At 65.1% G+C, this 23,671-nt stretch carries 27 protein-coding genes; 18 read left to right on the top strand and 9 right to left on the bottom strand.

Annotated features, from left to right (window positions below):
• Positions 1-121: 121 nt before the first annotated feature.
• The 3 genes from HS053_RS16250 to HS053_RS16240 are packed head-to-tail and all read left to right on the top strand — an operon-like array spanning position 122 to position 2,234.
• Positions 122-1,270 carry a bifunctional 2-C-methyl-D-erythritol 4-phosphate cytidylyltransferase/2-C-methyl-D-erythritol 2,4-cyclodiphosphate synthase gene (locus HS053_RS16250; RefSeq protein WP_174212319.1) on the top strand — a complete coding sequence of 383 codons (1,149 nt, stop codon included), beginning with the start codon at positions 122-124 and terminating at the stop codon, positions 1,268-1,270.
• A complete protein-coding gene (locus HS053_RS16245; protein WP_174212318.1) occupies positions 1,267-1,764 on the top strand; it encodes a phosphatidylglycerophosphatase A family protein in 498 nt (165 codons plus the stop codon). Before HS053_RS16250 ends, HS053_RS16245 begins: the two co-directional genes overlap by 4 nt.
• A 2-nt stretch (positions 1,765-1,766) precedes the next feature.
• Positions 1,767-2,234, top strand: coding sequence for a CinA family protein (locus tag HS053_RS16240; protein WP_174212317.1), 468 nt, complete (start codon positions 1,767-1,769; stop codon positions 2,232-2,234).
• A 42-nt stretch (positions 2,235-2,276) separates the two neighbouring features.
• Here the strand turns inward: HS053_RS16240 and HS053_RS16235 are convergent, their stop codons facing one another.
• Complete coding sequence (locus HS053_RS16235) at positions 2,277-2,723, bottom strand: type II toxin-antitoxin system RatA family toxin (RefSeq protein WP_174212316.1); 447 nt, start codon at positions 2,721-2,723, stop codon at positions 2,277-2,279.
• Positions 2,724-2,878: 155 nt separating this feature from the next.
• Between HS053_RS16235 and hpt the strand changes: the two genes are divergently transcribed.
• From hpt to HS053_RS16210, 5 genes are all read left to right on the top strand, one after another.
• The gene (hpt, locus tag HS053_RS16230) at positions 2,879-3,415 is read left to right on the top strand and encodes a hypoxanthine phosphoribosyltransferase (RefSeq protein WP_174212315.1); all 537 of its coding nucleotides are present in this window, start codon (positions 2,879-2,881) and stop codon (positions 3,413-3,415) included.
• Positions 3,416-3,904 (top strand): mismatch-specific DNA-glycosylase, encoded by a 489-nt coding sequence (locus HS053_RS16225; protein ID WP_174212314.1) that lies wholly within the window; start codon positions 3,416-3,418, stop codon positions 3,902-3,904. It abuts the gene before it with no gap.
• Positions 3,901-4,065 carry a hypothetical protein gene (locus tag HS053_RS16220; RefSeq protein WP_174212313.1) on the top strand — a complete coding sequence of 55 codons (165 nt, stop codon included), beginning with the start codon at positions 3,901-3,903 and terminating at the stop codon, positions 4,063-4,065. Before HS053_RS16225 ends, HS053_RS16220 begins: the two co-directional genes overlap by 4 nt.
• A gap of 91 nt (positions 4,066-4,156) precedes the next feature.
• Positions 4,157-5,053, top strand: coding sequence for a c-type cytochrome (locus tag HS053_RS16215; protein WP_174212312.1), 897 nt, complete (start codon positions 4,157-4,159; stop codon positions 5,051-5,053).
• The gene (locus HS053_RS16210) at positions 5,050-5,673 is read left to right on the top strand and encodes a glutathione S-transferase family protein (RefSeq protein WP_194245602.1); all 624 of its coding nucleotides are present in this window, start codon (positions 5,050-5,052) and stop codon (positions 5,671-5,673) included. Before HS053_RS16215 ends, HS053_RS16210 begins: the two co-directional genes overlap by 4 nt.
• A 3-nt stretch (positions 5,674-5,676) precedes the next feature.
• On the opposite strand, the gene HS053_RS16205 is transcribed toward HS053_RS16210, so the two are convergent.
• Complete coding sequence (locus HS053_RS16205) at positions 5,677-6,810, bottom strand: DUF6456 domain-containing protein (protein WP_174212311.1); 1,134 nt, start codon at positions 6,808-6,810, stop codon at positions 5,677-5,679.
• A gap of 217 nt (positions 6,811-7,027) precedes the next feature.
• Between HS053_RS16205 and HS053_RS16200 the strand changes: the two genes are divergently transcribed.
• Positions 7,028-7,315 (top strand): DUF6477 family protein, encoded by a 288-nt coding sequence (locus tag HS053_RS16200; RefSeq protein WP_174212310.1) that lies wholly within the window; start codon positions 7,028-7,030, stop codon positions 7,313-7,315.
• Positions 7,316-7,383: 68 nt separating this feature from the next.
• On the opposite strand, the gene HS053_RS16195 is transcribed toward HS053_RS16200, so the two are convergent.
• Positions 7,384-8,928 carry a trimethylamine methyltransferase family protein gene (locus tag HS053_RS16195; protein ID WP_174212309.1) on the bottom strand — a complete coding sequence of 515 codons (1,545 nt, stop codon included), beginning with the start codon at positions 8,926-8,928 and terminating at the stop codon, positions 7,384-7,386.
• Between the two features lie 220 nt (positions 8,929-9,148).
• Here HS053_RS16195 and guaA point away from each other — a divergent pair, with 220 nt between their 5' ends.
• A complete protein-coding gene (gene guaA / locus HS053_RS16190) occupies positions 9,149-10,705 on the top strand; it encodes a glutamine-hydrolyzing GMP synthase (RefSeq protein ID WP_174212308.1) in 1,557 nt (518 codons plus the stop codon).
• Positions 10,702-10,980: a putative quinol monooxygenase gene (locus HS053_RS16185; RefSeq protein WP_174212307.1), complete on the top strand. Its 279-nt coding sequence runs from the start codon at positions 10,702-10,704 to the stop codon at positions 10,978-10,980. The genes guaA and HS053_RS16185 overlap by 4 nt, the downstream gene beginning before the upstream one ends.
• Before the next feature lie 32 nt (positions 10,981-11,012).
• Here HS053_RS16185 and HS053_RS16180 read toward each other — a convergent pair whose 3' ends face one another.
• A complete protein-coding gene (locus tag HS053_RS16180) occupies positions 11,013-11,609 on the bottom strand; it encodes a nitroreductase family protein (protein WP_174212306.1) in 597 nt (198 codons plus the stop codon).
• A 164-nt stretch (positions 11,610-11,773) separates the two neighbouring features.
• Between HS053_RS16180 and HS053_RS16175 the strand changes: the two genes are divergently transcribed.
• From HS053_RS16175 to HS053_RS16160, 4 genes are all read left to right on the top strand, one after another.
• Positions 11,774-12,706 carry a DMT family transporter gene (locus tag HS053_RS16175; protein WP_458358905.1) on the top strand — a complete coding sequence of 311 codons (933 nt, stop codon included), beginning with the start codon at positions 11,774-11,776 and terminating at the stop codon, positions 12,704-12,706.
• Positions 12,707-12,826: 120 nt separating this feature from the next.
• Positions 12,827-13,936, top strand: coding sequence for an OmpP1/FadL family transporter (locus tag HS053_RS16170; protein ID WP_174212305.1), 1,110 nt, complete (start codon positions 12,827-12,829; stop codon positions 13,934-13,936).
• 117 nt (positions 13,937-14,053) lie between these two features.
• On the top strand, positions 14,054-14,974 hold the full coding sequence (locus HS053_RS16165; protein ID WP_174212304.1) for a DMT family transporter: 921 nt from the start codon (positions 14,054-14,056) through the stop codon (positions 14,972-14,974).
• A 69-nt stretch (positions 14,975-15,043) separates the two neighbouring features.
• Complete coding sequence (locus HS053_RS16160) at positions 15,044-15,904, top strand: ATPase (protein ID WP_174212303.1); 861 nt, start codon at positions 15,044-15,046, stop codon at positions 15,902-15,904.
• Between the two features lie 7 nt (positions 15,905-15,911).
• On the opposite strand, the gene HS053_RS16155 is transcribed toward HS053_RS16160, so the two are convergent.
• Positions 15,912-17,279: a hypothetical protein gene (locus HS053_RS16155; protein ID WP_174212302.1), complete on the bottom strand. Its 1,368-nt coding sequence runs from the start codon at positions 17,277-17,279 to the stop codon at positions 15,912-15,914.
• A 161-nt stretch (positions 17,280-17,440) separates the two neighbouring features.
• Between HS053_RS16155 and metA the strand changes: the two genes are divergently transcribed.
• The 3 genes from metA (at position 17,441) to HS053_RS16140 (ending at position 19,909) form a co-directional block, all read left to right on the top strand.
• Positions 17,441-18,364 carry a homoserine O-acetyltransferase MetA gene (gene metA / locus HS053_RS16150; RefSeq protein WP_174212301.1) on the top strand — a complete coding sequence of 308 codons (924 nt, stop codon included), beginning with the start codon at positions 17,441-17,443 and terminating at the stop codon, positions 18,362-18,364.
• Between the two features lie 67 nt (positions 18,365-18,431).
• On the top strand, positions 18,432-19,301 hold the full coding sequence (gene ppk2 / locus HS053_RS16145) for a polyphosphate kinase 2 (RefSeq protein WP_174212300.1): 870 nt from the start codon (positions 18,432-18,434) through the stop codon (positions 19,299-19,301).
• The gene (locus HS053_RS16140; RefSeq protein ID WP_174212299.1) at positions 19,298-19,909 is read left to right on the top strand and encodes a TetR/AcrR family transcriptional regulator; all 612 of its coding nucleotides are present in this window, start codon (positions 19,298-19,300) and stop codon (positions 19,907-19,909) included. The genes ppk2 and HS053_RS16140 overlap by 4 nt, the downstream gene beginning before the upstream one ends.
• An 87-nt stretch (positions 19,910-19,996) precedes the next feature.
• Here HS053_RS16140 and HS053_RS16135 read toward each other — a convergent pair whose 3' ends face one another.
• From HS053_RS16135 to HS053_RS16120, 4 genes are read right to left on the bottom strand one after another with little or no spacing between them, the layout of a single operon-like run.
• A complete protein-coding gene (locus HS053_RS16135; RefSeq protein WP_174212298.1) occupies positions 19,997-20,773 on the bottom strand; it encodes an ATP-grasp domain-containing protein in 777 nt (258 codons plus the stop codon).
• Positions 20,774-20,783: 10 nt separating this feature from the next.
• The gene (locus HS053_RS16130) at positions 20,784-21,863 is read right to left on the bottom strand and encodes an ABC transporter ATP-binding protein (RefSeq protein WP_174212386.1); all 1,080 of its coding nucleotides are present in this window, start codon (positions 21,861-21,863) and stop codon (positions 20,784-20,786) included.
• A gap of 23 nt (positions 21,864-21,886) precedes the next feature.
• Positions 21,887-22,693, bottom strand: a complete 807-nt coding sequence (locus tag HS053_RS16125) for an ABC transporter permease (protein ID WP_174212297.1) — start codon at positions 22,691-22,693, stop codon at positions 21,887-21,889.
• The gene (locus HS053_RS16120; protein WP_174212296.1) at positions 22,690-23,580 is read right to left on the bottom strand and encodes an ABC transporter permease; all 891 of its coding nucleotides are present in this window, start codon (positions 23,578-23,580) and stop codon (positions 22,690-22,692) included. The genes HS053_RS16125 and HS053_RS16120 overlap by 4 nt, the downstream gene beginning before the upstream one ends.
• Between the last annotated feature and the right edge of the window lie 91 nt (positions 23,581-23,671).

Raw genomic sequence — 23,671 nt, 5'->3', positions numbered from 1 at the left:
TGGCAGCGATTGATATGCCGTCTTTTCGGGCAATGCGCAAATTTTGTGCAATCACGCCCGTTTTCGCGGCCAGATTGTCATGGCCGCCGCCTTGGCATAGCAAGACCGCAAGGAGAGCGCCATGACCGAGGTTTCCAGAACTGCCCCCGATACTGCCGCCATCATCGTTGCCGCCGGGCGCGGCACAAGGGCCGGGGGCGATCTGCCCAAGCAATGGCAGATGCTGGCCGGAAAACCCGTTCTGGCCCATACGCTTGCCGCCTTTGCCGGTTTTGCCCGGGTTCTGGTGATCCACCCCGACGACCGCGCCCGGGCCGAGGCGATTGCCGGAGATGCGCAGGTCGTGGAAGGCGGGGCGACGCGCGATGCCTCGGTCCGCGCGGCGCTTGAGGCGCTTGCGGGTCAAGGGATTGCCCGCGTTCTGATCCATGATGGCGCCCGTCCGCTGATTTCAAAGGCGGTTATCGCCCGCGTTCTGGCCGCGCTTGACCACCATCCCGGCGCCGCCCCGGCGCTGGCGGTGACAGATGCCTTGTGGACGGGCGCAGGCGGGCTGGTCTCGGGCACCCGCGACCGGGCCGGGCTTTACCGGGCGCAGACGCCGCAGGGGTTTCGTTTTGCCGAAATTCTCGCCGCCCACCGCGCCCATCCGGGCGGCGCGGCCGATGATGTCGAGGTCGCCCGCGCGGCAGGTCTTGACGTGGCCATCGTCGAGGGGGACGAAGACAATCTCAAACTGACCTTCCCCGGCGATTTCACCCGGGCCGGGGCGCTGTTGCAGAGGCGGAAGATGGATATACGATTGGGCAACGGCTTTGACGTGCATGCCTTTTGTGAGGGCGACCACGTCTGGCTGTGCGGGGTCAAGGTGCCGCATGGCCGGGGCCTCTTGGGCCATTCCGATGCCGATGTGGGGATGCACGCCCTGACCGATGCCATCTATGGCGCGCTGGCCGAGGGTGACATCGGCCGCCATTTCCCGCCCAGCGATCCGCAATGGAAAGGCGCCGCCAGCCATATCTTTCTGACCCATGCGGCAGAACTGGCCCGCGCCCGGGGGTTCACGATTTCCAACTGCGACGTGACGCTGATCTGCGAGCGGCCCAAGATCGGCCCCCATGCCGCCGCGATGCAGACGGCGCTGGCCGCCATTCTGGCGATTGATCCGGGCCGCGTCTCGGTCAAGGCCACCACATCGGAAGGCTTGGGCTTTACCGGGCGCGAAGAGGGGATTGCGGCGATTGCCACCGCAACGCTGGTGGCGGCATGACCCGGCTTCTGGCGATCTGGTTCGGTGTCGGCCTGCTGCGGCCCGCGCCGGGCACATGGGGCAGTCTGGTGGCGGTGCTGCTGGGCTGGACCATTGACCGCTATCTTGGCTTTCCCGCGCTGGTGACGGCGACGGTTCTGGTCACGCTCTTGGGCTTCTGGGCGGTGGGGGTCGAATTGCGCGACCGGCCCGGTGATGATCCGGGCGAATTCGTGATTGACGAGGTGGCGGGCCAGTGGATTGCCCTCCTCCTGCCCGCCGCCGCCTTTTGGGCGCGCGGCTGGGAGGGCTGGCTGCCCTGGCCCGCGCCGCTGGCGGCCTTTCTGTTCTTCCGGCTCTTCGACATCCGCAAACCCTGGCTGGTGGGCCGGGCCGACCGGCGCGGCGATGCGGCGGGGGTGATGCTGGATGACCTTTGGGCCGGACTGTTCGCCGGCATCGCAACGATTCTGGCCGCCGCTGCCTGGCACCTGCCGCTGATCCTGATGAGGTGAGCATGAAACCCGCCGATATCCTGCAAGCGGCCCGCTATTGGGGCCACCGCATCGCCACCGCAGAAAGCTGCACCGGCGGCATGGTTTCGGCGGCGCTGACGGATGTGGCGGGGTCGTCGGATATGTTCGAGCGCGGTTTCGTGACCTATTCCAACGCGGCCAAGCAAGAGATGCTGGGCGTCTTGCCCGAAACACTGGCGGCCCATGGCGCGGTCTCGGAACAGGTGGCCTGCGAAATGGCCGAAGGCGCGCTGCGCCATTCCGCCGCCGATCTGGCGGTATCAATCACCGGCATCGCCGGGCCGGGCGGGTCCGAGTTCAAGCCCGAAGGCCGGGTCTGCTTCGGGCTGGCCCGGCGCGGGCAGCCGACGCAGGTGGAAACCGTCGAGTTCGGCGCGAAGGGCCGCGACAAGGTGCGCCGCGCCGCGCGCGACCATGCGCTGTCGCTTCTGGCAAGGGCGCTCGGCTGATCGCCGGGGCCGAAGATTTTTCGGACGAAAAATCTTCTGGCGCTAGCCGTAAAGCACCTTCGCCCGCGACTCGAAGGCGCGCACCACGCGCTGCATGGCTTCGTTGAAGACCAGCCCGATGATGCCTGCCAGAATGGCGTTGCGAAATTCGAAATCCACTTCGAAGCCCACATCGCAGCCGCCCTCAGGCCGGTCGGCAAAGGTCCAGACCGATTTCAGATGCTTGAACGGCCCGTCGATATATTCGGTCAGGATGCGGTTCTGCCCGGGCAATAGGGTCACCCGGCTGCCGAACCGCTCGCGGAAGACCTTGAAGGAAATCACCAGATCCGCCTCCATCAGCTCGCCCCCTTCAACCGGCTTGCGGCTGCGGATGCGGGCGGCGGCGGTCCAGGGCAGGAATTCGGGATAGCGGGCGACATCGGCCACCAGCGCGAACATCTGATCGGCGCGGTAGGGCAGCGTCTTGGTTTCGGCGTGGCGGGGCATGAAGGGCCTTGGGTCGTCGGGGGGCAGGGTTTTGCCTGATCTCCCAATCCCGGGACCAAAGTGCAAGGGGGCGCGACCGATGGGCGCGCAAAAGGGCTTTGCAGCGCGGCAAAGCTGGCGCAAAACCGCAAGGCAAGCCGCCGGAAAGGACCGCGATGCCCGAACGTCCCTATGTGATCGACCAGATGATCAGCGCCAAATCCATCGCCGCCCGGGTCGAGGCGCTGGCGGCCACAATCACCGCCCATTACGCGGGCACCGACAAGCTGGTGGTGGTGGGCCTCTTGCGCGGTTCCTTCGTCTTCATCGCCGACCTCGTGCGCGAGATCGCCCTGCCGGTCGAGGTGGATTTCCTTGAGGCGAGTTCTTATGGCGATGCGATGCATTCCTCGCGCGAGGTGCGCATTCTGAAAGACCTGCGGGGCGAGATTGCCGGCCGCGACGTGCTGGTGGTCGAGGATATCGTCGATACCGGCTTTACCCTGTCCCACGTCAAGCGGCTGTTGCAGAGCCGCGAGCCGCGGCGGCTGGAGATTTGCGCCTTGCTCGACAAGCCTTCGCGGCGCGAGGTGGATATCCGCGCCACATGGACCGGATTTGAAATCCCCGACGAATTCGTCGTCGGCTATGGCATCGATTTTGCCCAGCGCAACCGCAACCTGCCCTTCATCGGCAAGGTGCGGTTCACCTGAATGCTGCCCGACCACCTTGCGCCGGGGCTGCGGGTGCTGTTTTGCGGCACGGCGGCGGGCACCGCCTCGGCCGCGCGGGGGCATTACTATGCCGGGCCGGGCAATCGGTTCTGGGGGCTGCTGGCCACGACCGGGCTGACGCCGCGGCAGCTTGCGCCGGAAGAGGACCATCTGCTGCCGGGATTCGGGCTGGGTCTGACCGATCTGGCCAAGGGCGTCGCGGGCATGGACCGCGAGATTCCGGCGGGCGCCTATGACCCGGCCCGGCTGGCGGCGCTGGTGGCAGAATGGCAGCCGGGGGTTGTGGCCTTTACCAGCCTGACCGCCGCCCGGCTGGCGCTGGGGGACAAGGCGCTGAATGCCGGACCGCAGCCCGGCGGCTTTGCGGGCAGCGCGGTCTGGGCCCTGCCCTCGCCTTCGCGCGCCAACGGGCATTTTTCGCCCGGGGTCTGGCAGGCGCTGGCCGATCATGTCAGGCTGCGGCCATGAACATGAATTTCCTTCTGCGCATGGCGCGACTTGTGCGCAACCCGCCTTCGCCCCGCATGGCGGCGCTGATGGCGGCGGTGATCGTGGCCTGTTTCGCCCTTTGGGGGATTGAGCAATTTTGGGGCTGGCCGGACTGGCTGACGGTGAACCGGCGGCGCTGATCCGCGCGGCGGCAGACCTGACGAAAAAGTCAACTTTCCCTCTGGTTGTGATAGTCTAGGGTGTCGGCGGTCAAACCAACGGTCCTGCCCCATGAAACGCCTTGCCTTTGCCCTTGCCGGGGCTGCCCTGATCGGCCTTGCCGCCTTCCTTCTGGTGACCGCCCCCCGGATGAGTCCGGTCGAGGCGCTGGCGGGGCTGAATGCCGATGCGGCGCGGGGGCAGGCGGTGTTCACCGCCGCCGGTTGCGCCTCGTGCCACATGGCGCCGGGGGCCGCGGGCGACCAGCGGCTGGTGCTGGCGGGGGGGCAGGAATTTGCCTCGCCTTTCGGGACATTCCTTGCACCCAACATCTCGCCAGACCCGGCAGAGGGCATTGGCGGCTGGACGCTTGAACAATTCGCCGGGGCGATCCGCGACGGGGTTTCACCCGAGGGGAGCCATTACTACCCTGCCCTGCCCTATGCCGCCTATGCGAAGATGACCGACACCGATCTGGTCGATCTCTGGGCCTATCTTCAGACGCTGCCGCCCTCGGCCACGCCGTCGCAGCCGCACCGGGTGGGCTTTCCCTTCAACATCCGGCGCAGTCTGGGCGGATGGAAGCTGTTGTTCCAGACGCGCGGCTGGGCTCTGGACACCGCCGCCACGCCCGAGCTTGAGCGGGGCCGCTACATCGTCGAGGCGCTGGCCCATTGCGGTGAATGCCATACCCCGCGCAATGTGTTTGGCGGGCTGAAGACCGGCCAATGGCTGGGCGGGGCGCCGGACCCTTCGGGCAAGGGGCGCATCCCCAACATCACCCCCGGCGGGCTCAACTGGTCCGAGGCGGAAATCGTGGAATATCTGACCACAGGCTTCACGCCCGAGTTCGATTCGGTCGGTGGCCATATGGCGCATGTGGTGGACAATATGGCCGCCCTGCCCGAGAGTGACCGCAAGGCCGTTGCGGCTTATCTCAAGGCGATTCCGGCGGTAACCCGCGAATGATCACCCTGATCGGTCAATATGACAGCCCCTTCGTGCGCCGTGTCGGCATCGCGCTGCGGCTTTACGGCCTGCCCTTTGCGCATCGCCCGTTGTCGGTGTTCGGCGATGGCGAGGCGGTGCGCGAGCTCAACCCGCTGATGCGGGTGCCGGTGCTGCTGCTTGAAGATGGCACGGCGCTGGTGGACAGCCATATGATTCTGGACCATCTGGATGGCCGGGCCGACGTGCCACTGTTCCCGCGTTCGGAACCCGGGCGGACGGCGGCCTTGCGGGTGGCAGCGCTGGCCTGCGGGCTGGCGGAAAAGGCGGTGAGCCTGTTCTACGAACGCCGCCTGCATGAGGTGACCTCGCCGGTCTGGGAGGCGCGCTGCGCGGCGCAGATCGGCTCGGTCCTGACCGCGCTTGAGGCAGAGCGGGCGGCACGGCCCGGGCCGTGGTGGTTCGGCGCGCAACTGGGCCATGCCGATATTGCACTGGCCTGCGCCCTGCGCTTTGCCAGCGATGCACACCCCGGCCTGATCACGCTGGCCGATTACCCGGCCCTTGCCGCCCATTCCGCCGCCGCCGAGGCGATGGCGGTCTTTGCCGAGATTTCGCAGCCCTTCGTCGCCCCCGCCTGAGGGTCAGCCGATCAGCGGGCCGGAGCGGCCATAGGTTTCGTCATAATGCCGCCGCAGGCGTTGCAGCGCGATGCGCAGCACGATCTTGCCCGAACGCGCCGCCCAGCCCATCCGCCGCTCTGCCGTCTCGATGCCTTCCAGAAAGCAGCAGACCCGCAGCGCCACATCGCCTAGACCCGGCCCCAGATCGCGCAGCGCCAGCGCCACGCGGTCGCGGGCATCGCGCGGGCCTTCGGCGCGATTGTCGGCGCGATAGCTGCCCCGGTCGCCGCCGGTCAGGAACCGCTCCCAGTTCTGCGCCACTTTCGGCCCCATCTGGGCCAGCTCGAAATCCTCGCGCAGCCGCTCTGCCGCCTCGACAAGCTCTTCCTCCAAAAACGGTTTGCCATCCTTGTCGCGGCGGCGGCCCAGCACGGCCACCGGGCTTTCGGCCAGATTGTGCCGTACCCGGCGCGGGCCGTCTTCCTCGGCCACATCCCGCTCGCCCCAGATGCGGTGCTGATCGGCAAAGGCCATCGGCGCCTCGGCCAGACCCGAGGCGAGTTTCGCCCGGTCGTCGGCGTCGATCATCCGTATCAGCGCGGCCCGGCCCGCCGTGGTGATCTCATAGCTCGACACCCGCCCCGCCTTGCGGCAGGTGATCCAGTCCTTCAGCGCGAAAGCCTGCGCGATGGCGCGCTCCATCACCCCGGTCCGCGCCGAACGGCCATCGGGAAATTCCCGCATCACCACCGCCTTTTCTAGATCGGGCGCGATGGCCAGCACCGCCCCCGGCTCTGCCAGACGGCGCAGAATGCGGCGGCCCTCGCGTTCCAGCGTGGCTTCATCGGCAACAAGGGTATGCGGGGCAACGGTCTGGGGACGGATCGGGGCTGACATCGGCGGCGTGTCCTTTTGCTGAGGGGAACCCGCAACGCCCGTTGCCGGTGCCAGCGCCGCCAGCGCCTCGTCCAGCAAAGGGTCATCGCGGCGCCTCTCGTAACGCCGCACCAGACGCATCACCGTCGAGGCATGGCGCCCGTCGCGCCGGGCCAGTGCCCGCAGCGACAGCCCCTCTTCGGTATGGTGCAGATACAGCTTCACCGCATCGGGCAACCAGCCGGGCAGACCCGCAACCGGGCCAAGATCGCTCTGCATCCTCGCGCTCCGTTCCATCGCAGCGGGTGTCCCCGTCAGGTCTTGGACTTTCGCAACCGTGAGTGGCATTGGTTACCTAAGGGTTAATTTCTGAGGCAACTCCGATAATTGTTTCCATTTCCTAAACATTCCAGAAACCTCCGCGCGGTCGAAAACGTCAAAATGCAACGCCGGGTTGCGTTGAGTTACTGTGACTCATCCCACTCAGGAGGCTTCCATGACCGATTTCCGCGCTTTTCTCGAAAACCTCAGCCGCCCGCGCCTTCTGGTCCGCGCCGCGCGTTTCGGAATCGGCGACTATCGCCGCGAACGTGACCTGCGCCGGCTGGTCCCGCAGCCGCTGCCACCCTCGCGGGCCGTGCCCTGCCTGATCGACGAAGAGGAACGCATGGAGACCTTCCGCCGCGAGGGCCGCGCCGATTACTCGGTCGCCCGCCATATCGAGGTGCTGATCGCGCTGATGGCCGAAGTGCGCCTGTTGCCGCGCGGGCCGCAGGCCGTCTGAAACGAAAAGGCCCGCGGCCTTGCGGCTGCGGGCCTGTCCGGCGCCGGGGCGCTTACATGCCAGAGCGCTTACATGAAGGCGTCGGGCATTTCCGATTTGCGCCGCGCGACATAGGCGTCAATCGCCTCGCGCACGCCCTCGTCAATCGCGGGCGCCTGATAGTCGCCCAGCATCTTCTTGACGCGGATATTGGCCAGCGTCTGGGTGTCGCGGGCGCCCTCTTCGTCCCAGGTTTCAAAGGGCTTGTAGTCCAGCAGGTCCGACCGCCAGAAGGCCGATTTGAAATTCGCCTGGGTATGGGCGCAGCCAAGGTAATGGCCGCCCGGACCAACCTCGCGGATCGCATCCATCGCCTGCGCATTGGCATCCAGCGAAATGCCCTTGGCCAGATGGTGCAGCGTGCCCAACTGGTCGGCATCCATCACGAATTTCTCGTAAGACGAGACCAGCCCGCCCTCCAGCCAGCCACAGGCGTGCAACATGAAGTTCACGCCGGCCAGCAGCGCCATGTTCAGGCTGTTCGCCGTCTCATAGGCCGCCTGCGCATCGGGCAGCTTCGAGCCACAGAACGACCCGCCCGAACGATAGGGCAGCCCCAGACGGCGGGCGAGTTGCCCGGCGCCATAGGTGATATGCGCGGCCTCGGGCGTGCCAAAGGTCGGCGCACCGCTGTTCATGTCGATCGAGGTCACGAAGGCGCCAAAGATCACCGGCGCGCCGGGGCGCACCAACTGGCTATAGGCCACCCCCGCCAGAACCTCGGCCAGCACCTGCGTCAGCGTGCCCGCCACCGTCACCGGCGCCATGGCCCCGCCCACGATGAAGGGCGAGATGATCGCCGCCTGATTGGCGCGGGCAAAAACCTCAAGTGCGCCCATCATGATGCCGTCAAAGGTCATCGGGCTGTTGATGTTGATCAGGCTGGTCATCACCGTGTTCTGGTCAACGAAACTGTCGCCGAACAGGATCTTGGCCATCTCCACCGAATCCGCCGCCCGGCTGGGTTCGGTCACCGACCCCATGAAGGGCTTGTCCGACAGCACCATATGGGCTCGCAGCATGTCCAGATGGCGCTTGTTCACCGGCACGTCGGTCGGCTCGCAGACGGTGCCGCCGGAATGGTGCAGCCATTTCGACATATAGCCCAGTTTCACGAAATTCTCGAAATCGGCCATGGTGGCATAGCGCCGCCCGCCTTCCATGTCCCGCACGAAGGGCGGGCCATAGACCGGCGCCAGCACAAGGTTACGCCCGCCGATCTCGACATTGCGCTCAGGGTTGCGGGCGTGCTGGGTAAAGGTGCGGGGCGCGGTGGAACAGAGCTTGCGCGCAAGGCCGCGCGGAATATGCACCCGCTCGCCGCGCACATCGGCGCCCGCTGCGCGCCACAGGTCCAGCGCGGCAGGATTCTCGACGAAATTCACGCCGATCTCTTCCAGCACCACCTCGGCATTATGCTCGATGATCTGCAGGGCTTCTTCGTTCAGAATCTCGAAATTCGGGATGTTGCGCTCGATGAACCGCGCCGTCTCGAACGAGACCGCCGTCCGTTCCGCCCGCCGGCTCGCCCCGCCGCCGCCCCGTGCCCGCCGTCCGCCTGCCACTTCGTTCATCTTCGCCTCCAACTCCGTTTGCCGCCCTTATGCCCCCAAGCGCCGCGCCGCCGTCCCCAAAATACGCCGCTTGGCCCCCAAAAGCGACATCCGCCCCCCTCGAAAACGACCCTTTCAGCTTGGCACAAATATCCTCCGGGGGTCCGGGGGTGGAAAACCCCCGGCGGCCCGCCCCAAGCGCCCCCCTTGCGATTCTCGCGCCCTTGTCTTACGCGGGCGCATGACCCAGCATGATCGCCTCCTCATCATCGACTTCGGCAGTCAAGTCACCCAGCTCATCGCGCGCCGCCTGCGCGAGCTGAATGTCTACTGCGAAATCCACCCCTACAACAAAATCGACAGCGCCTTTCTGAAGGACTTCGCCCCGCGCGCGGTGATCTTCTCGGGCGGGCCGGCCTCGGTTTACTGGGAAGGCGCGCCGATGCCGCCCGCGGGGGTTTTTGACCTTGGCGTGCCGATCCTCGGCATCTGCTATGGCCAGCAGGTGATGATGCATTGCCTTGGCGGCAATGTCGAAGGCGGTCATGGCACCGCCGAATTCGGCAAAGCCTTCGTCACCCCCAGCGACGATCGCCTGCCCCTTCTGGATGGCTGGTTCGAGGCGGGTAACGAACAGGTCTGGATGAGCCACGGCGACCATGTGTCGAAAATCGCGCCGGGCTTCCGCGTCTACGGCACCTCGCCCAACGCGCCCTTTGCCATCACCGCCGATGTTGCGCGCAATTTCTATGCCGTGCAGTTCCACCCCGAGGTGCATCACACCCCCAAGGGTGCGAAACTCTACGAGAATTTCGTGAAGCTGGCCGGGTTCAAGGGCGACTGGACCATGGGCGCCTACCGCGAAGAGGCGATCCGCAAGATCCGCGAACAGGTGGGTGACGCCAAGGTGATCTGCGGCCTGTCGGGCGGGGTGGATTCCTCGGTCGCCGCGGTGCTGATCCATGAGGCGATCGGCGACCAGCTTACCTGCGTCTTCGTGGACCACGGGCTGCTCCGGCTGGGCGAGGCGGAACAGGTCGTGACGATGTTCCGCGACCACTACAACATGCCGCTGATCCATGCCGATGAATCGGCCCTGTTCCTCGGCGCGCTGGAAGGGGTCTCCGACCCCGAGGTGAAGCGCAAGACCATCGGCAAGCTCTTCATCGACGTGTTCCAGAAACATGCCAATGAGGTGGGCGGGGCCAAGTTCCTTGCCCAGGGCACGCTTTACCCCGATGTCATCGAATCGGTGTCGTTCAGCGGCGGCCCCTCGGTCACCATCAAATCGCACCACAATGTAGGTGGTCTGCCGGAAAAGATGGGGCTGAAACTGGTCGAGCCGCTGCGCGAGTTGTTCAAGGATGAAGTGCGCGCGCTTGGCCGCGAACTCGGCCTGCCCGCCAGCTTCATCGGCCGCCACCCCTTCCCCGGCCCGGGCCTTGCCATCCGCTGCCCGGGTGAAATCACCGGCGAAAAGCTCGACATCCTGCGCCGGGCCGATGCGGTCTATATCGACCAGATCCGCAAGCACGGGCTTTATGACGAGATCTGGCAGGCTTTCGCGGCCATCCTGCCGATGCGCACCGTGGGCGTGATGGGCGACGGGCGCACCTATGATTACGCGCTGGCGCTGCGGGCCGTGACCTCGGTCGATGGGATGACGGCGGATTATTACCCCTTCACCCATGAGTTCCTGGGCGAGACCGCCACGCGGATCATCAACGAGGTGAAGGGCGTGAACCGGGTGTTCTACGACTGCACCTCGAAACCGCCGGGGACGATCGAACTGGAATGATCCGGCTGCGCGGTCAACTGGTCTGCCTTGCGGCAGAGGAAGCGGTGGCGGTGCAGAGGCACCGGCCCGCGCATGAGGCGCTGACCCGGGCCGAGCCGGGTTGCCTCAGCTTCGAGATTGCCGATACCGAAGACCCGCTGGTCTTTGAGGTGATGGAGACGTTCCGCAACCGCGCCGCCTTTGACGCCCATCAGGCGCGCACCCGCGACAGCGACTGGTTCGCGGCCACCCGCGGCATTCTGCGCCGCTTTCAGATCGAAGAAATCGGCGACTGACGGCGCCCCGGCGGGGCGCCGGGGCCACAGGATCAGGCGGGGAATTTGCCGTGGCCGGCAAGCGCGCTCAGGGGCAGGCGCTGGCTGGGCACTTCGCGGGCGCGCAGCGCCTCGGGCAGGCTGGCGGGGTCGCCGATGCGGCCGATGGCGACGATGGCATGGATCACATGGTCCTCGGGCAGATCAAGCGCCTTGGCTGCCGCCTCCGCGTCGAAGCCACCCATGCCATGCGCCGCCCAGCCCGCCAGATGGGCCTGAAGCGCAAGGCTGACCCAAGCCGCCCCGGCGTCGAACGCATGGGAGGGGTTGGCCACTTCGCTGCCGTCCGAGGCCGTGCGCGTGGTCTTCGAGGCCACGGCCACCAGCGCCGCCGCCTCTTTCGCCCAGCCGTTGAACGGCACCAGCGCGCCGGCAATCGCGGCAAAACCGGCATCGCCGCGCAGCCCCCAGGCAAAGCGCCAGGGCTGCACATTCACCGCCGAAGGCGCCCAGCGGGCCGCTTCGAGCAGGGTCAGCAGGGCCTCTTCCGACATGGTTTCCGCCGTGAAGGCGCGCGGCGACCAGCGGCCGGTGAATTGCGCATCGACCACATGATCGGGAACGCGGGGGGATTTGAGAGCGACGGTCATGGCAAGTCCTGCGGTAACGGCCTTGACGGCAATTTAGGGCCTGCCGCGCTGCGGCACAACGCGCGCTGATGCAGGGGCTGCCCTTCGGCTGCGCACAGATTGGCGGCGCCCTCTGGACATCCGGCGCCGCGCGCGTCAGCAAAGGCGGCCCGCATGACCGCCGCATGACCGCCGCAAACCCCAAGGAAGAACCGATGCCCGACGCCCGCCCCAATGCCGCGCTGCGCGCCGCCCTGTGGATGACCGGCGCCATTGCGGCCTTTTCCGCCATGGCGATTGCCGGGCGCCAGATTGGTGCTGCCCATGACACATTCGAGATCATGGGGGCCCGTTCCGCGGTCGGTCTGGCGCTGGTGCTGGTGATCGGCGGTGCGCGCGGGCAGTTGGGCCAGCTTTCCACCCGCCGCCTGCCCGGCCATGTGCTGCGCAACATCGTGCATTTCACCGGGCAGAACCTGTGGTTCTGGGCGCTGACCATGATCCCGCTTGCCCAGCTCTTCGCGCTGGAATTCACCATGCCGATCTGGGTGCTGCTGCTGGCGCCCCTGCTTTTGGGCGAGCGGATGACGCGGCCCCGCGCCCTTGCCGCCGCTTTGGGATTTGCGGGCATCCTGATCGTGGCGCGGCCCGACCCCTCGGCGCTGAACCCCGGGGTGCTGGCCGCGGCGGCGAGCGCGGTCTGCTTTGCGCTGACCTCGATCCTGACCAAGCGGCTGACGGTGGATGAGCCGGTGATCGGCATTCTGTTCTGGCTGACGCTGTTGCAGATGGCATTCGGCTTTGCCGGTGCGGCGCTGGACGGGCATGTGACATGGCCGACGGCGGCCACCGCACCCTGGCTGGCGCTGATCGGGGCCTCGGGGGTGCTGGCGCATCTGTCGCTGACCTCGGCCCTTCGGCTGGCCCCGGCAAGTTTCGTGGTGCCGATCGACTTCACCCGACTGCCGCTGATCGCGGTGCTGGCGGCGCTGTTCTATGACGAGCCGCTGGACCCTTGGGTGCTGCTGGGCGGGGCGGTGGTTTTCGCTGGAATCTGGATCAACCTGCGGGCCGAGCTACGCCCGAAAGGCCACAGTCCGGCGGTCACAAAACCGTGACGTCGCGTCATGAATTGACCCATCGCCCAATGCCGCCTTACCCTTTCTTCATGTTCGGCCTGCATGAGGGGATCACGTCAAGATGATCGGGGACGCGGGCGACGTTAAGGGATGAGGACCATGAAAAAGACACTGACGACGCTCGGGGCGCTGGCCCTGACCACCGCTGCCGCCCATGCCGGCGGGATCGACCGCTCGGGCCAGTCGGTGCTGGCGATCTTCGAGAAGGGCAATTATGCCGAGCTGTCCTTTGGCCGCGTGGCCCCGGATGTCTCGGGTGTGGCAACGGCGCCCTACGGCGGCTTTGCCTCGGGCGATATGGCCGGCGATTACAACCAGATCGGCATGGCGGTGAAGACCGACCTTGGCAAGAACCTGTCCTTCGCGCTGATCATGGATCAGCCCTTTGGCGCCAATGTGAGCTATCCGGTTCTGGCGGTTCCGCCGGCGGTCTATTACGCCGCAGGGTCCACCGCGACGCTTTCGACGACGGCGGTGACCGGGGTGCTGAAATACACCACCGAATCGAACGTCTCGGTCTATGGCGGTCTGCGCTATGAAACCATGCGCGCCGAAGCTTCGATGCCCTTCGTGGCCAGCTACCGCGTGTCCTCCGACACGTCGGGTGCCGCGGGCTATCTGGTGGGTGTGGCCTATGAAAAGCCGGAAATCGCCCTGCGCGTCGCGCTGACCTACAATTCCAAGATCAGCCATGATTTCAACACGGTGGAAGCCAGCCTGCTGACCGGCGGCCTTGACGTGGCCTCGACCACCACGGTGAATTCGCCGCAGAGCGTCAACCTCGACTTCCAGTCGGGCGTGGCCAAGGATACGCTGGTCTTCGGCTCGATCCGCTGGGTCGATTGGTCGTCCTTCGTGATCGACCCGACGAACTATCCGCCGGCCTCGGCTCTGGTGTCTTATGACAGCGACACGGTGACCTACAGCATCGGCATCGGCCGCCGCTTCAACGAGAATTGGGCAGGCGCCATCTCGCTGGGCTATGAGGGCAAGTCGGGCGGTTTCGCCTCGAACCTCGGGCCGACCGATGGCAAGAAGAGCATCACCATCGGCGCAACCTATACCAAGGACAACTGGAAGGTGTCGGGCGGTGTGTCTTATGTGATGATCGGCGATGCGCAAACCACGCTGAACGGCACCACCGCCTCGGCCAATTTCACCGACAATTCGGCGGTGGGTGTGGGTCTGCGGATCGGCTACAGCTTCTGATCACCGCGTGACGATGGTCTTGATCCCCGTGCCGATGGCGCGGGGATTTCCTTTTGGAATTGTCTTCATCACAAGAAACGGGTCGCGGTCTGCCGTGCCGCCGCTTAGGGTCGCGGCATGAATAAGAAGACACTCCCCCACCGCATTTCCCCCCTAGGCTGGCTTTTGATGGCGGCGCTGGCGCTGATCTGGGGCGGGTCTTTCGTGGCCAACCGTCAGGCGCTGACCGGGCTGCCGGTGCTGACCATCGTGGCCATCCGCGTTGGCGGCGGGGCACTGGCGCTCTGGCTCTGGATCGCGGTCCGGGGTTTGCCGGTGCCGCGCGGGGCGCGCTGGCTGGCGGCCTGCGCGGGGATGGGGATGTTCAACAACATCCTGCCCTTCACGCTGATCGTCTGGGGGCAGCAGCAGATTCCGGCCGGGCTTGCAGGCATCCTCAACGCCTCGACCGCGATGTTCGGCGTGCTGGTGGCGGCGGCGGTCTTTGCCGATGAGCGGTTGACCCTGCCCCGGCTGGTGGGCGTGGTGCTGGGCCTTGCCGGGGTGGTGGTGGCGATCGGCCCGGCGGCGCTGGCCGGGTTCGACCTGCGTTCGGCGGCACAACTGGCCTGCCTTGGCGCGGCGCTGTCCTATGCGGTGTCGGGCGCCTTTGGCCGGATCATGCTGCAAGGCGTGCGCCCGGAGGTGAGCGCGGCCGGAATGCTGACCGCGGCCAGCCTTGTGCTGGGGCCGGCGGCGCTGATGGTGGACGGACTGCCCGCCGCCCTGCCCGATGCCGCCACATTGGCCGCGCTGGCCTATCTGGCGCTGGCGGCTTCGGCGGTGGCCTATATCCTGTTCTATGCGGTTCTCACGCTGGCGGGGGCGGGCAATCTGGGGCTGGTCACGCTTCTGGTGGCGCCGGTCGCCATCGTGCTGGGCGCGCTCCTGTTCGGGGAACGTCTTTCGGCGGGCGCGCTGGCCGGGTTCGGCCTGATCGCGCTGGGGCTGGCGGTGCTGGACGGGCGCCTCCCGCTGCCCAAACGATTTTCCGCGTGAAATCAGCGGCGGGCCGCGCTATCGGTGACCAGCCCCGGAAAACCGGGCCGGAATAAGACAGGTGGCGCGATGATCTACAGCTCGGGCAGCGATTATCTGGCGGCGCCGCGCAAGCGGGTGCTGCTCTTCGGCATGTCGGGGCTGGGCAAGACCTATCTGGCCAATCTGATGCGGGCGGCGGGGGGCTGGTTCCACTACTCGGTCGATTACCGGATCGGCACCCGCTATATGGGCGAATTCATCGCCGACAATTTCAAGCGCGAGGCGATGAAGGTGCCCCTGCTGCGCGAATTGCTGATGAGCGATTCCGTCTATATCGCCTCGAACATCACCTTTGACAATCTGGCGCCGCTTTCGACCTATCTGGGCAAGCCCGGCGATCCGGCGCGCGGCGGCCTGCCCTTTGCCGAATATCAGCACCGTCAGGCGCAGCACGCGCAGGCCGAAGTGGCGGCGATGCTGGACACCACCCGTTTCATGGCGCGGGCGGAAGAGATTTACGGCTATCCGCATTTCCTCTGTGACACCTCCGGTTCCATCTGCGAGGTGGTCGAGGCGGAGGATCCGAAAGACCCGGTGATGACCGAGCTTGCGGCGCATCACCTCCTGGTCTGGATCAAGGGCAGCGAGGCCCACAAGGCCAAGCTCTGCGCCCGCTTCGATCAGGCGCCGAAGCCGATGTATTACCGCCCGGCCTTTCTGGCGCAGGTCTGGGGCGAGTATCTGGCACAGGAAGGCCGCGCCCCCGATCAGGTGGACCCGGACGCTTTCCTGCGCTTTGGCTATGCGCGGCTGCTCGACAGCCGCCAGCCGCGCTATGCCGCGATGGCCCGCTGGGGGGTGACGGTGACGGCCGAAGAGGTGGAGGCGGTGCGAATGCCCGGCGATTTTGACGCGCTGATCGCGCGCGCCATCGACCGCGAGGCGTGAAGGGGCTTCAGGGGCAGGCCTCGGCCAGCGCCTTGTCGGCGCCGTTCATGGTGATCCAGACCAGCGTGTAGCCCGCCGTCATGTTCATCGAAAAGGTCTGGGTCTTCGCCAGAAACTGCACCTCAAGCCCGCCAGAGGGAAGCGTGGCCCGCAAGAGGTCACCGTCGGGCCGGAACTTGAGCAGGAAGGGCAGGTCAAGCATGATCAGCCCAAGCGTCGTGGCCGGTGACAGCGGCCCCTTGACCGCAAAGGACCGCGCGCCGCCATCTACCGGGCACCAGACCGAGAATTCGTTGCCGGAAGTGGGATCGGTCACGGCGGCAATTCTGGCCTTGCCGTCGTCGGAGGTCCGCACTGTCCAGAGGGGTGACGGCACCGGATAGTCCATCTGCGGAACCGAGATGGCGACGCTGCGCGCCAGATCGGGGCCATCGGTAAAGCCGTATTCACTGTCGCAATGCTCCAGCACGCAGCTGTGGTATTCGATGCTGTTCGTGCCGGGGGTCAGATCGGCACAAGAGGCAGTGCAGGCCGGAATGTCAGCTGCTTGCCAGGGCATCGGTCCGGCGGGCACGGCACCGGGCGCGTTGGTGGTGGCGGCCGGATCCTCTGCCGAGCCCAGAATTGAAGAGACGCGGTCCTCGCTGCAGTTGCGGGCCGTGCAGGCGCCGAACTCGGCACTGGCCGCGCCGGAGGAAACATTCAGGCAGGCCAGGACGCATTGCTCGGCCATTATGTCAGAGGTGAGCCCGGCGTAGGCGGGTCTCAGGCCCGAGCCGCCTGCAGCAGCCGGGACGGGGCCAGGCTCCGCAGCGCCGTCCGCAGCGCCGTCGGTGGCCGTATCTTGCGCCGGATCGGTCGCGGCTTCGGCCGGGGCCGCCGCGGCAAGGTCACCGCAGGCGGCATCAATCGCGGCGGATGAACCGGCAAGCGACGCAGAGAAGACCGAATAGCCCGGCTCATTCAGCAGCGCGACGGAATTGCCGGCCTTTAGCGCCGCTATCTCGGCATAGGGCGGCAGAAGATCAGCGCGCCCGCGCCCGCCCGCCTCTTTGAACAACAGCGGGAAAATCGCGGTCCCGTCGATGTTGAGTTGCAGGACCGCATCCGGCCCCTCGGCGCCGCGAATCTCGATCGTGCGCTCCCCTCCGTCCGGTCCGCAGATCACCCAAAGGGCGGTGCCCATATTGCCATCTTCGGCGACAGCCGCCTTTCCGCGCCCCTCTTCGACCTCTTCAACGCGCCAGACCGCAGGGCGTGGCGTCGATTGCAACGGCGCCTCACCACATTCGTTGGTCACGCAGGATTGATAGGCTTCGCTGCCCGCCCCGGCGGTCTTGCGCTCGCATGACCAGACGCAGCGCTGAACCTCCATCACGTCCTCGGAAAGCGCTTGGGCAAGCGCCGCAGCACCAGCCGTCAGTGAACAAACAACACTTGCCAATGCTCCCCACCGCTTAAGCATTTCTCTCCCGCCCCTTGTTACCACCCACACGGTAATCTAATTACAGCGAGCATCTTCGGACAAGTGAAACCATGCCGATCACCCTGCCATCGACCCTGCCCGCCTTTGACGTTCTGCGGAACGAGGGCGTCATGGTCATGTCGCCCGAACGCGCCGCCTCGCAGGAAATCCGCCCGATCCGCATCGGCCTTCTGAACCTGATGCCGAAGAAGATTCAGACGGAAAACCAGTTCGCCCGGCTGATCGGTGCCACGCCCTTGCAGATCGACTTCCAGTTGATCCGCATGACCGAGCATCTGACCAAGAACACCGCCGCCGAACATATGGAAACCTTCTATCGCCCCTTCGCCGAGATCGAGGCGAGCGGGGAAAAGTTCGACGGGCTGATCATCACCGGCGCCCCGATCGAACATCTGCCGTTTGAGGAGGTGACCTATTGGGATGAGCTGCGCCGGGTGATGGACTGGACGCAGAGCCATGTGTTTTCCACCTTTGGCGTCTGCTGGGGCGGCATGGCGATGATCTATCACTTCCATGGCGTGCAAAAGCATATGCTGGACCACAAGGCTTTCGGCTGTTTCCCGCAGCAGAACATGGCGCCCACTTCGCCCTATCTGCGGGGATTTTCGGATGAATTCGTCATCCCCGTCAGCCGCTGGACCGAAATGCGGCAAAGCGAGATTGCGGCGGCTCCTGGGCTGCGCACCCTTCTGGGCAGCGCCGAGACCGGCCCTTGTCTGGTGGAAGATCCGGCGCATCGCGCGCTCTATATCTTCAACCATTTCGAATATGACAACGAGACGCTGAAGCAGGAATACGACCGCGACGTGGCCAGCGGCACGCCGATCAACGTGCCGATGAATTATTACCCCGGCGATGACCCGTCGAAAAAGCCGCTGAACCGCTGGCGCAGCCATGCGCATCTGCTTTACGGCAATTGGGTGAATGAAATCTATCAGGGCACGCCCTTTGATCTGGCGGAAATCGGGCGCTGATTGCGCCCTTTTTCTTGCGCCGTGAAAGCGTTAGTCTGACCGGGCCAGCCTCATGCGGAGATTTGCCATGACCCTGCCCTTTGACGGTGCCATCAGCCGCTATTACCGCGAGGGCGCCCCCGCTGGCGTCCGCAAGGCAATCGAAGGCGCGGGCAAGGACGATATCCTGACGGCTTCCTTTCCTTATGACGAGGAGATGAAGAAGAAGGATTACGAAGCGCATATGGAAAAGCTGCAGGTCGAACTGGTCAAGATGCTGGCCGACCTGCGCAGCACCGGCAAGCGGCTGATCGTGGTGTTCGAGGGGCGCGATGCGGCGGGCAAGGGCGGCACCATCGGCGTGTTGCGCGAAAACCTGAACCCGCGCAACTGCGCCGTGGTCGCCCTGGCCAAACCGACCGAGCGCGAGGCGGCGCAATGGTATTTTCAACGCTATGTCGATTGGCTGCCGGCCGCCGGGGAAATGGCGATTTTCGACCGCAGTTGGTATAACCGCGCGATGATCGAGCATGTCTTCGGCTTCTGCAAAGCCGAACAGCGGGAAAAGTTTTTCCGCCAATTGCCCGAGTTCGAAAAGATGGTGGTGGATGAGGGCATCATCCTGTTGAAGATCTGGCTTGAGGTGGGTCGGGCCGAACAGTTGCGCCGCTTCCTCGACCGCGAACAGGATCCGTTGAAACAGTGGAAGCTCAGCTCGATCGACATCGACGGCCTGCCGAAATGGGATGAATACACCGCCGCCATCGACGAAACGATGGAGCGCAGCCACTTCAAACACGCTCCCTGGACCGTGATCCTGTCGGATGACAAGCTGCGCGCCCGCATCGCCGCCGTGCAGACCGTGCTGGAAGCTGTGGACTACAAGGGCCGCGACAAGGGCGTGATCGGCAAGATCGACGACAAGATCGCGGGCGGCCCCAAGATCCGGCCGAAATGAAGACCAGCTATCACCACGGCAATCTGCGGCAGGCTCTGGTCGAGGCGGCGCTTGAGCTGATCGCGCAGCAGGGGCCGACCGGCTTTACCCTGTCCGAAGCGGCCAAGGCGGCGGGGGTGACCCCGGCTGCCGTCTATCGCCATTTCGCCGGGCGCGATGATCTGATCGCCGAGGTGGCGCGGCAGGGCTTCGACATCTTTGCGGCGCTGATGGAATTTGCATGGAACGGCGGCAAACCTTCGGCGCTGGCCGCATTCGAGGCGACGGGGCGGGCCTATCTGGCCTTTGCCCGCAAATATCCCGGCCATTACATGGCGATGTTCGAAAGCGGCCTTTCGCTGAACGCTCATCCCGATCTGGCCGCACTGTCGCAAAAGGCGCGGGCGGTGCTGGAGCAGGCGGCGGCGGCCCTGTCACAGAACCTGCCCGAGGGGCGGCGCCCGCCGGCCAGCATGGTCTCGGCCCATATCTGGGCTCTCAGCCATGGCGTGGTGGAGCTTTACATGCGCGGTCAGGGCGCCCGTGGGCCTTGGCCGCCCGAAGACCTGCTGGAAACCGGAATCGGCATTTACCTGCGCGGGCTGGGCCTGCTGCCGCCCGACCGTTAAAGCGTTTTGCGTTTTTGTTGATTGAACAAGTATCGGAATTCGAACGAAATTGGTTTGAATTCCGATACCATGTAAACGCAAAACGCTCTAGGCGGCCAGCGCGCGGGTATAGGCCAGAAGCACACCGTTCGGATGGCCCGCCAGCGAGACACCCAGCCGCGGGTTCACCTCGAACAGAAGCGGCTGATCGCCTTGGAGCTTGAAGTCGATGCAGCACAGCCCGTCCTGCCAGCCCACCGCTTGCAGCGCGGGCAACAGCGCGGGCAGATATTCGGTCCCCTCTGACCAGTCAAAGCTGCGGGGCCGCTGATGTTTGCCCAGAACATAGGGCTGATCAAAGGTGTGATAGGTGATCAACCGATGATAGATCGGAAGCCCGCCCTGCATCAGCACATGCAGCGCATATTCCCGGTTCCCGGCCACAATCGCCTGACGGAACCAGTCAGGCCCGGGGCGCAGGCGCCGGGCCTCGTCCGGGTCGGTCACCATGCGGCTTTTGGCGCCCCAGGCATCGCGCCGCTGTTTCAGGATGAAGGGCGGCGGCGTGTCTTCGGGCAGCAACGGCGGCACCAGATGGCCAAGCCCGGCACGGATCAGGTGCTGATTGAACGCAAGTTTGTCATCGCACAATGCCACCGCCTCTGCCGAGGGCAGCAGCGCACGCACCCCCTCGCCCGCCGCGATGCGCTGTGTCAGGGCGGCATGATCGGTCAAGGTCAGCGGCAGCACCACGTCATGCCGGGTCAGCGGCGCCTGTGCCAGATCGGCAGAGGTGATCACGAACTGGTCTGATCTGGCCGTGCGGCACAGCCGCTCGACCAAATCCGGCTTGTCGCCGACCAATATCCGAACCTTCCTCTTCAACAGTCAGGTGTCAGCGGAACAGCACCAGCGCGCCGGGGGCCCATGCCACCCGGGTCCGGGTGCCGATGTCCAGCACCGGACGGCCAAACACGTTGCGCATCGACAGGCGCAAGGGTTCGTCCGAACCGTCCAGCTTGATGTCGTAATAGGTCATGTCGCCGTAGTAGACGACTTCGGTGATCGTCGCCGGGCTTTCATGGTCGGGTGCGGTCTGGCCATCGAACAGGATGGTCAGGGTTTCCGGGCGGAAGCCCACGGTCGGGCCGCCCTCGCTTGGCTTGCCGGTGATCTGATCTTCGACGTCCAGCGTGAAGCGGCCGAAGCCCGGGGTCTCAACCTCGGCCTTGCCGCCGGCCTCGGACAGGATTTTCGCGGGCAGGAAGTTCATAGTGCCGATGAAGTCGGCCACCTTGCGGCTGGCGGGTTTGCGATAGAGCGTTTCGGGATCGGCCAGTTGGGCAATCTCGCCTTCGAACATCACGGCGATGCGGTCGGACATCACCAGCGCCTCTTCCTGATCATGAGTGACCAGAATGAAGGTGATGCCGACCTGCCGTTGCAGTTTGATCAGCTCCACCTGCATATGTTCGCGCATCTTCTTGTCGAGCGCCGAGAGCGGTTCGTCCAGCAGCAGCACCTTGGGTTTCAGGATCAGCGCCCGCGCCAGCGCCACCCGCTGCCGCTGCCCGCCCGAAAGCGCATGGGCCGCCCGCCCGCCATAGCCCTTGAGGCCGACCATCGCCAGCGCCTCTTCCACCGCCGCGGCCTTTTCGGCCTTGGAGCGCGGGTCTTTGCGCAGGCCGAAGCCGACATTCTCGCCCACGGTCATATGGGGGAAAATGGCATAGGACTGGAACACCATGTTGGTGGGGCGCACGTTGGCGGGCACGTTTTCCATGCTCTTGCCGTCGATCAGCACGGCGCCCGAGGAAATCCCCTCAAACCCGGCGATGGTGCGCAGGAGCGTGGTCTTGCCGCAGCCCGACGGACCGAGCAGCGAGAAGAACTCCCCGGCCTTGATCGTGGCGGTGATGCCGCGCAGGGCGTGGTAGTCGCCATAATATTTATGGACGTCCTTGAACTCGATCATGTTCGGTTTGTCGCTTGAGAACGTCACAGGAAGCCTCCGGTATCCTTGCCACCCGTCTTGGCGATGCCACGGCGGCGGAAATATTCAGCGATGGTCAGAAGAAGGATCGACAGCCCCACAAGGATCGTGCCGAGCGCGAGGATCGAGGGCACCTTGGCCGGGAAACGGAACTGGCCATAGATATAGACCGACAGCACCGTCTGATTGCCGCCAAGGAAATAGGCGATGATGAACTCGTCGATCGAGATGGTGAAGCAGATCAGCAGCGAGGACACGATCCCCGGCATCACCAGCGGCAGGATGATCAGCCGGAAGGTGGAAAGCGGCGTCTCGCCCAGGTCATAGGCCGCCTCTTCCAGCGATTTGTCCAGCGACTGGAAGGCCGAGGACAGGATCGCCACCGCGAAAGGCGTGGTGATCAGCACATGGCCCATGATGATGGTGAAGAGCGACAGGGGAACGCCGATGCCCAAGAGGATCACCAGCATCGACATCGAGATGATCATTTCCGGCAGCACCATGGGCAGCATGATCAGCCCCATGATCCCCGCCTTGGCCGGAAAGCGGAACCGGGTCGAGGCGCGGGCACCGAACACCCCCAGACAGGTCGCCAGCACCGCCGAAGAGACCGCGATGATGGCTGAGTTTTTCACCGCCCGGAACAAGAGGTCATCCTGCCACATCTGCGAAAACCACTCGGTGGTGAAACCGGAGAGCGGAAAGGCGATGACCTTGCTGTCGTTGAAGGCAAAGATCGGCAGCAGCACGATGGGGGCGTAAAGGAAGATCAGATAGACGATGGCATAGGTCTTCAGCGCGGAGAACTTCATTTCTGCGCCCTCAGGAAACGGCGGTTGAGCAAGAGGAAGACAATCGAGACGATGCAGACGATCAGCATGGTCGTCACCGCGATGGCCGATCCCAGCGCCTTGTTGTTCTGCTTGAGCATCTGCACCTCGATCATGTTGGCAATCATCGGCACCTTGCCGCCGCCGATCAGGTCGGGCGTCACATAATCGCCGATGGTCGGGATGAAGACGATCAGCACCGCCGCAATCACCCCCGGCATCGACAAGGGCAGCGTGACGCGCCAGAAGGTCAGAAGACGGCTTTCACCCAGGTCCTGCCCGGCCTCCAGCAGGCTGCGGTCGATCTTTTCCAGCGCCACGAAGATCGGCAGGATGGCAAAGGGCGCATAGGCATGGGCCAGCGTCATGATCATCGCCCCGGCGTTGTAGTTGATCGCCTGCAACGGTTCGTCGGTGATGCCAATGCCCATCAGCACCGTGTTGATCACCCCGTTATAGCCCAGGATGATGCCCTTCCACAGGAAGACCCGGATGATGTAGCTGGTCCAGAACGGAATGGTGATCAGGAACAGCCAGATCGACTTTTTCGAGGCGGGCACATGGAAGCTGACGAAATAGGCCACCGGATAGGCCAGCAGCACCGTCGCCAGCGTCACCGACATCGACACGGTCAGCGAGCGCAGCAGGATCAACTGCACATTCGGCGCGGTCCAGATCTTGATGTAATTGTCAAAGGAGAAGTCCCAGACGATCCGGCCCTGCTCGCTGGCGGCGAAGGAATAAAGGAACACCGTCGCCAGAGGTGCCGCCAGAAGCAGGATCGCATAGATCGCCGTCGGCGACACCAAGGCCAGCCCGCTGGCCGCCTCGGACTGCCGGATGCGGCCCCAGATTGACGCGTTCCCCATCATGCCCCCTGTTGAAGTGGCGTGTTTGTTACATTTTGATCAAATCTAGCCGCAGCGGCGAATATCCCGCAAGCAAAATTCGCCGGGCTCT

Origin of the sequence: Tabrizicola fusiformis (assembly GCF_013328815.1) — a bacterium.
Lineage (GTDB): Bacteria > Pseudomonadota > Alphaproteobacteria > Rhodobacterales > Rhodobacteraceae > Fuscibacter.
Note: the sequence above shows the minus strand (reverse complement) of the source record. Positions and strands in the feature narration are given on the sequence as shown.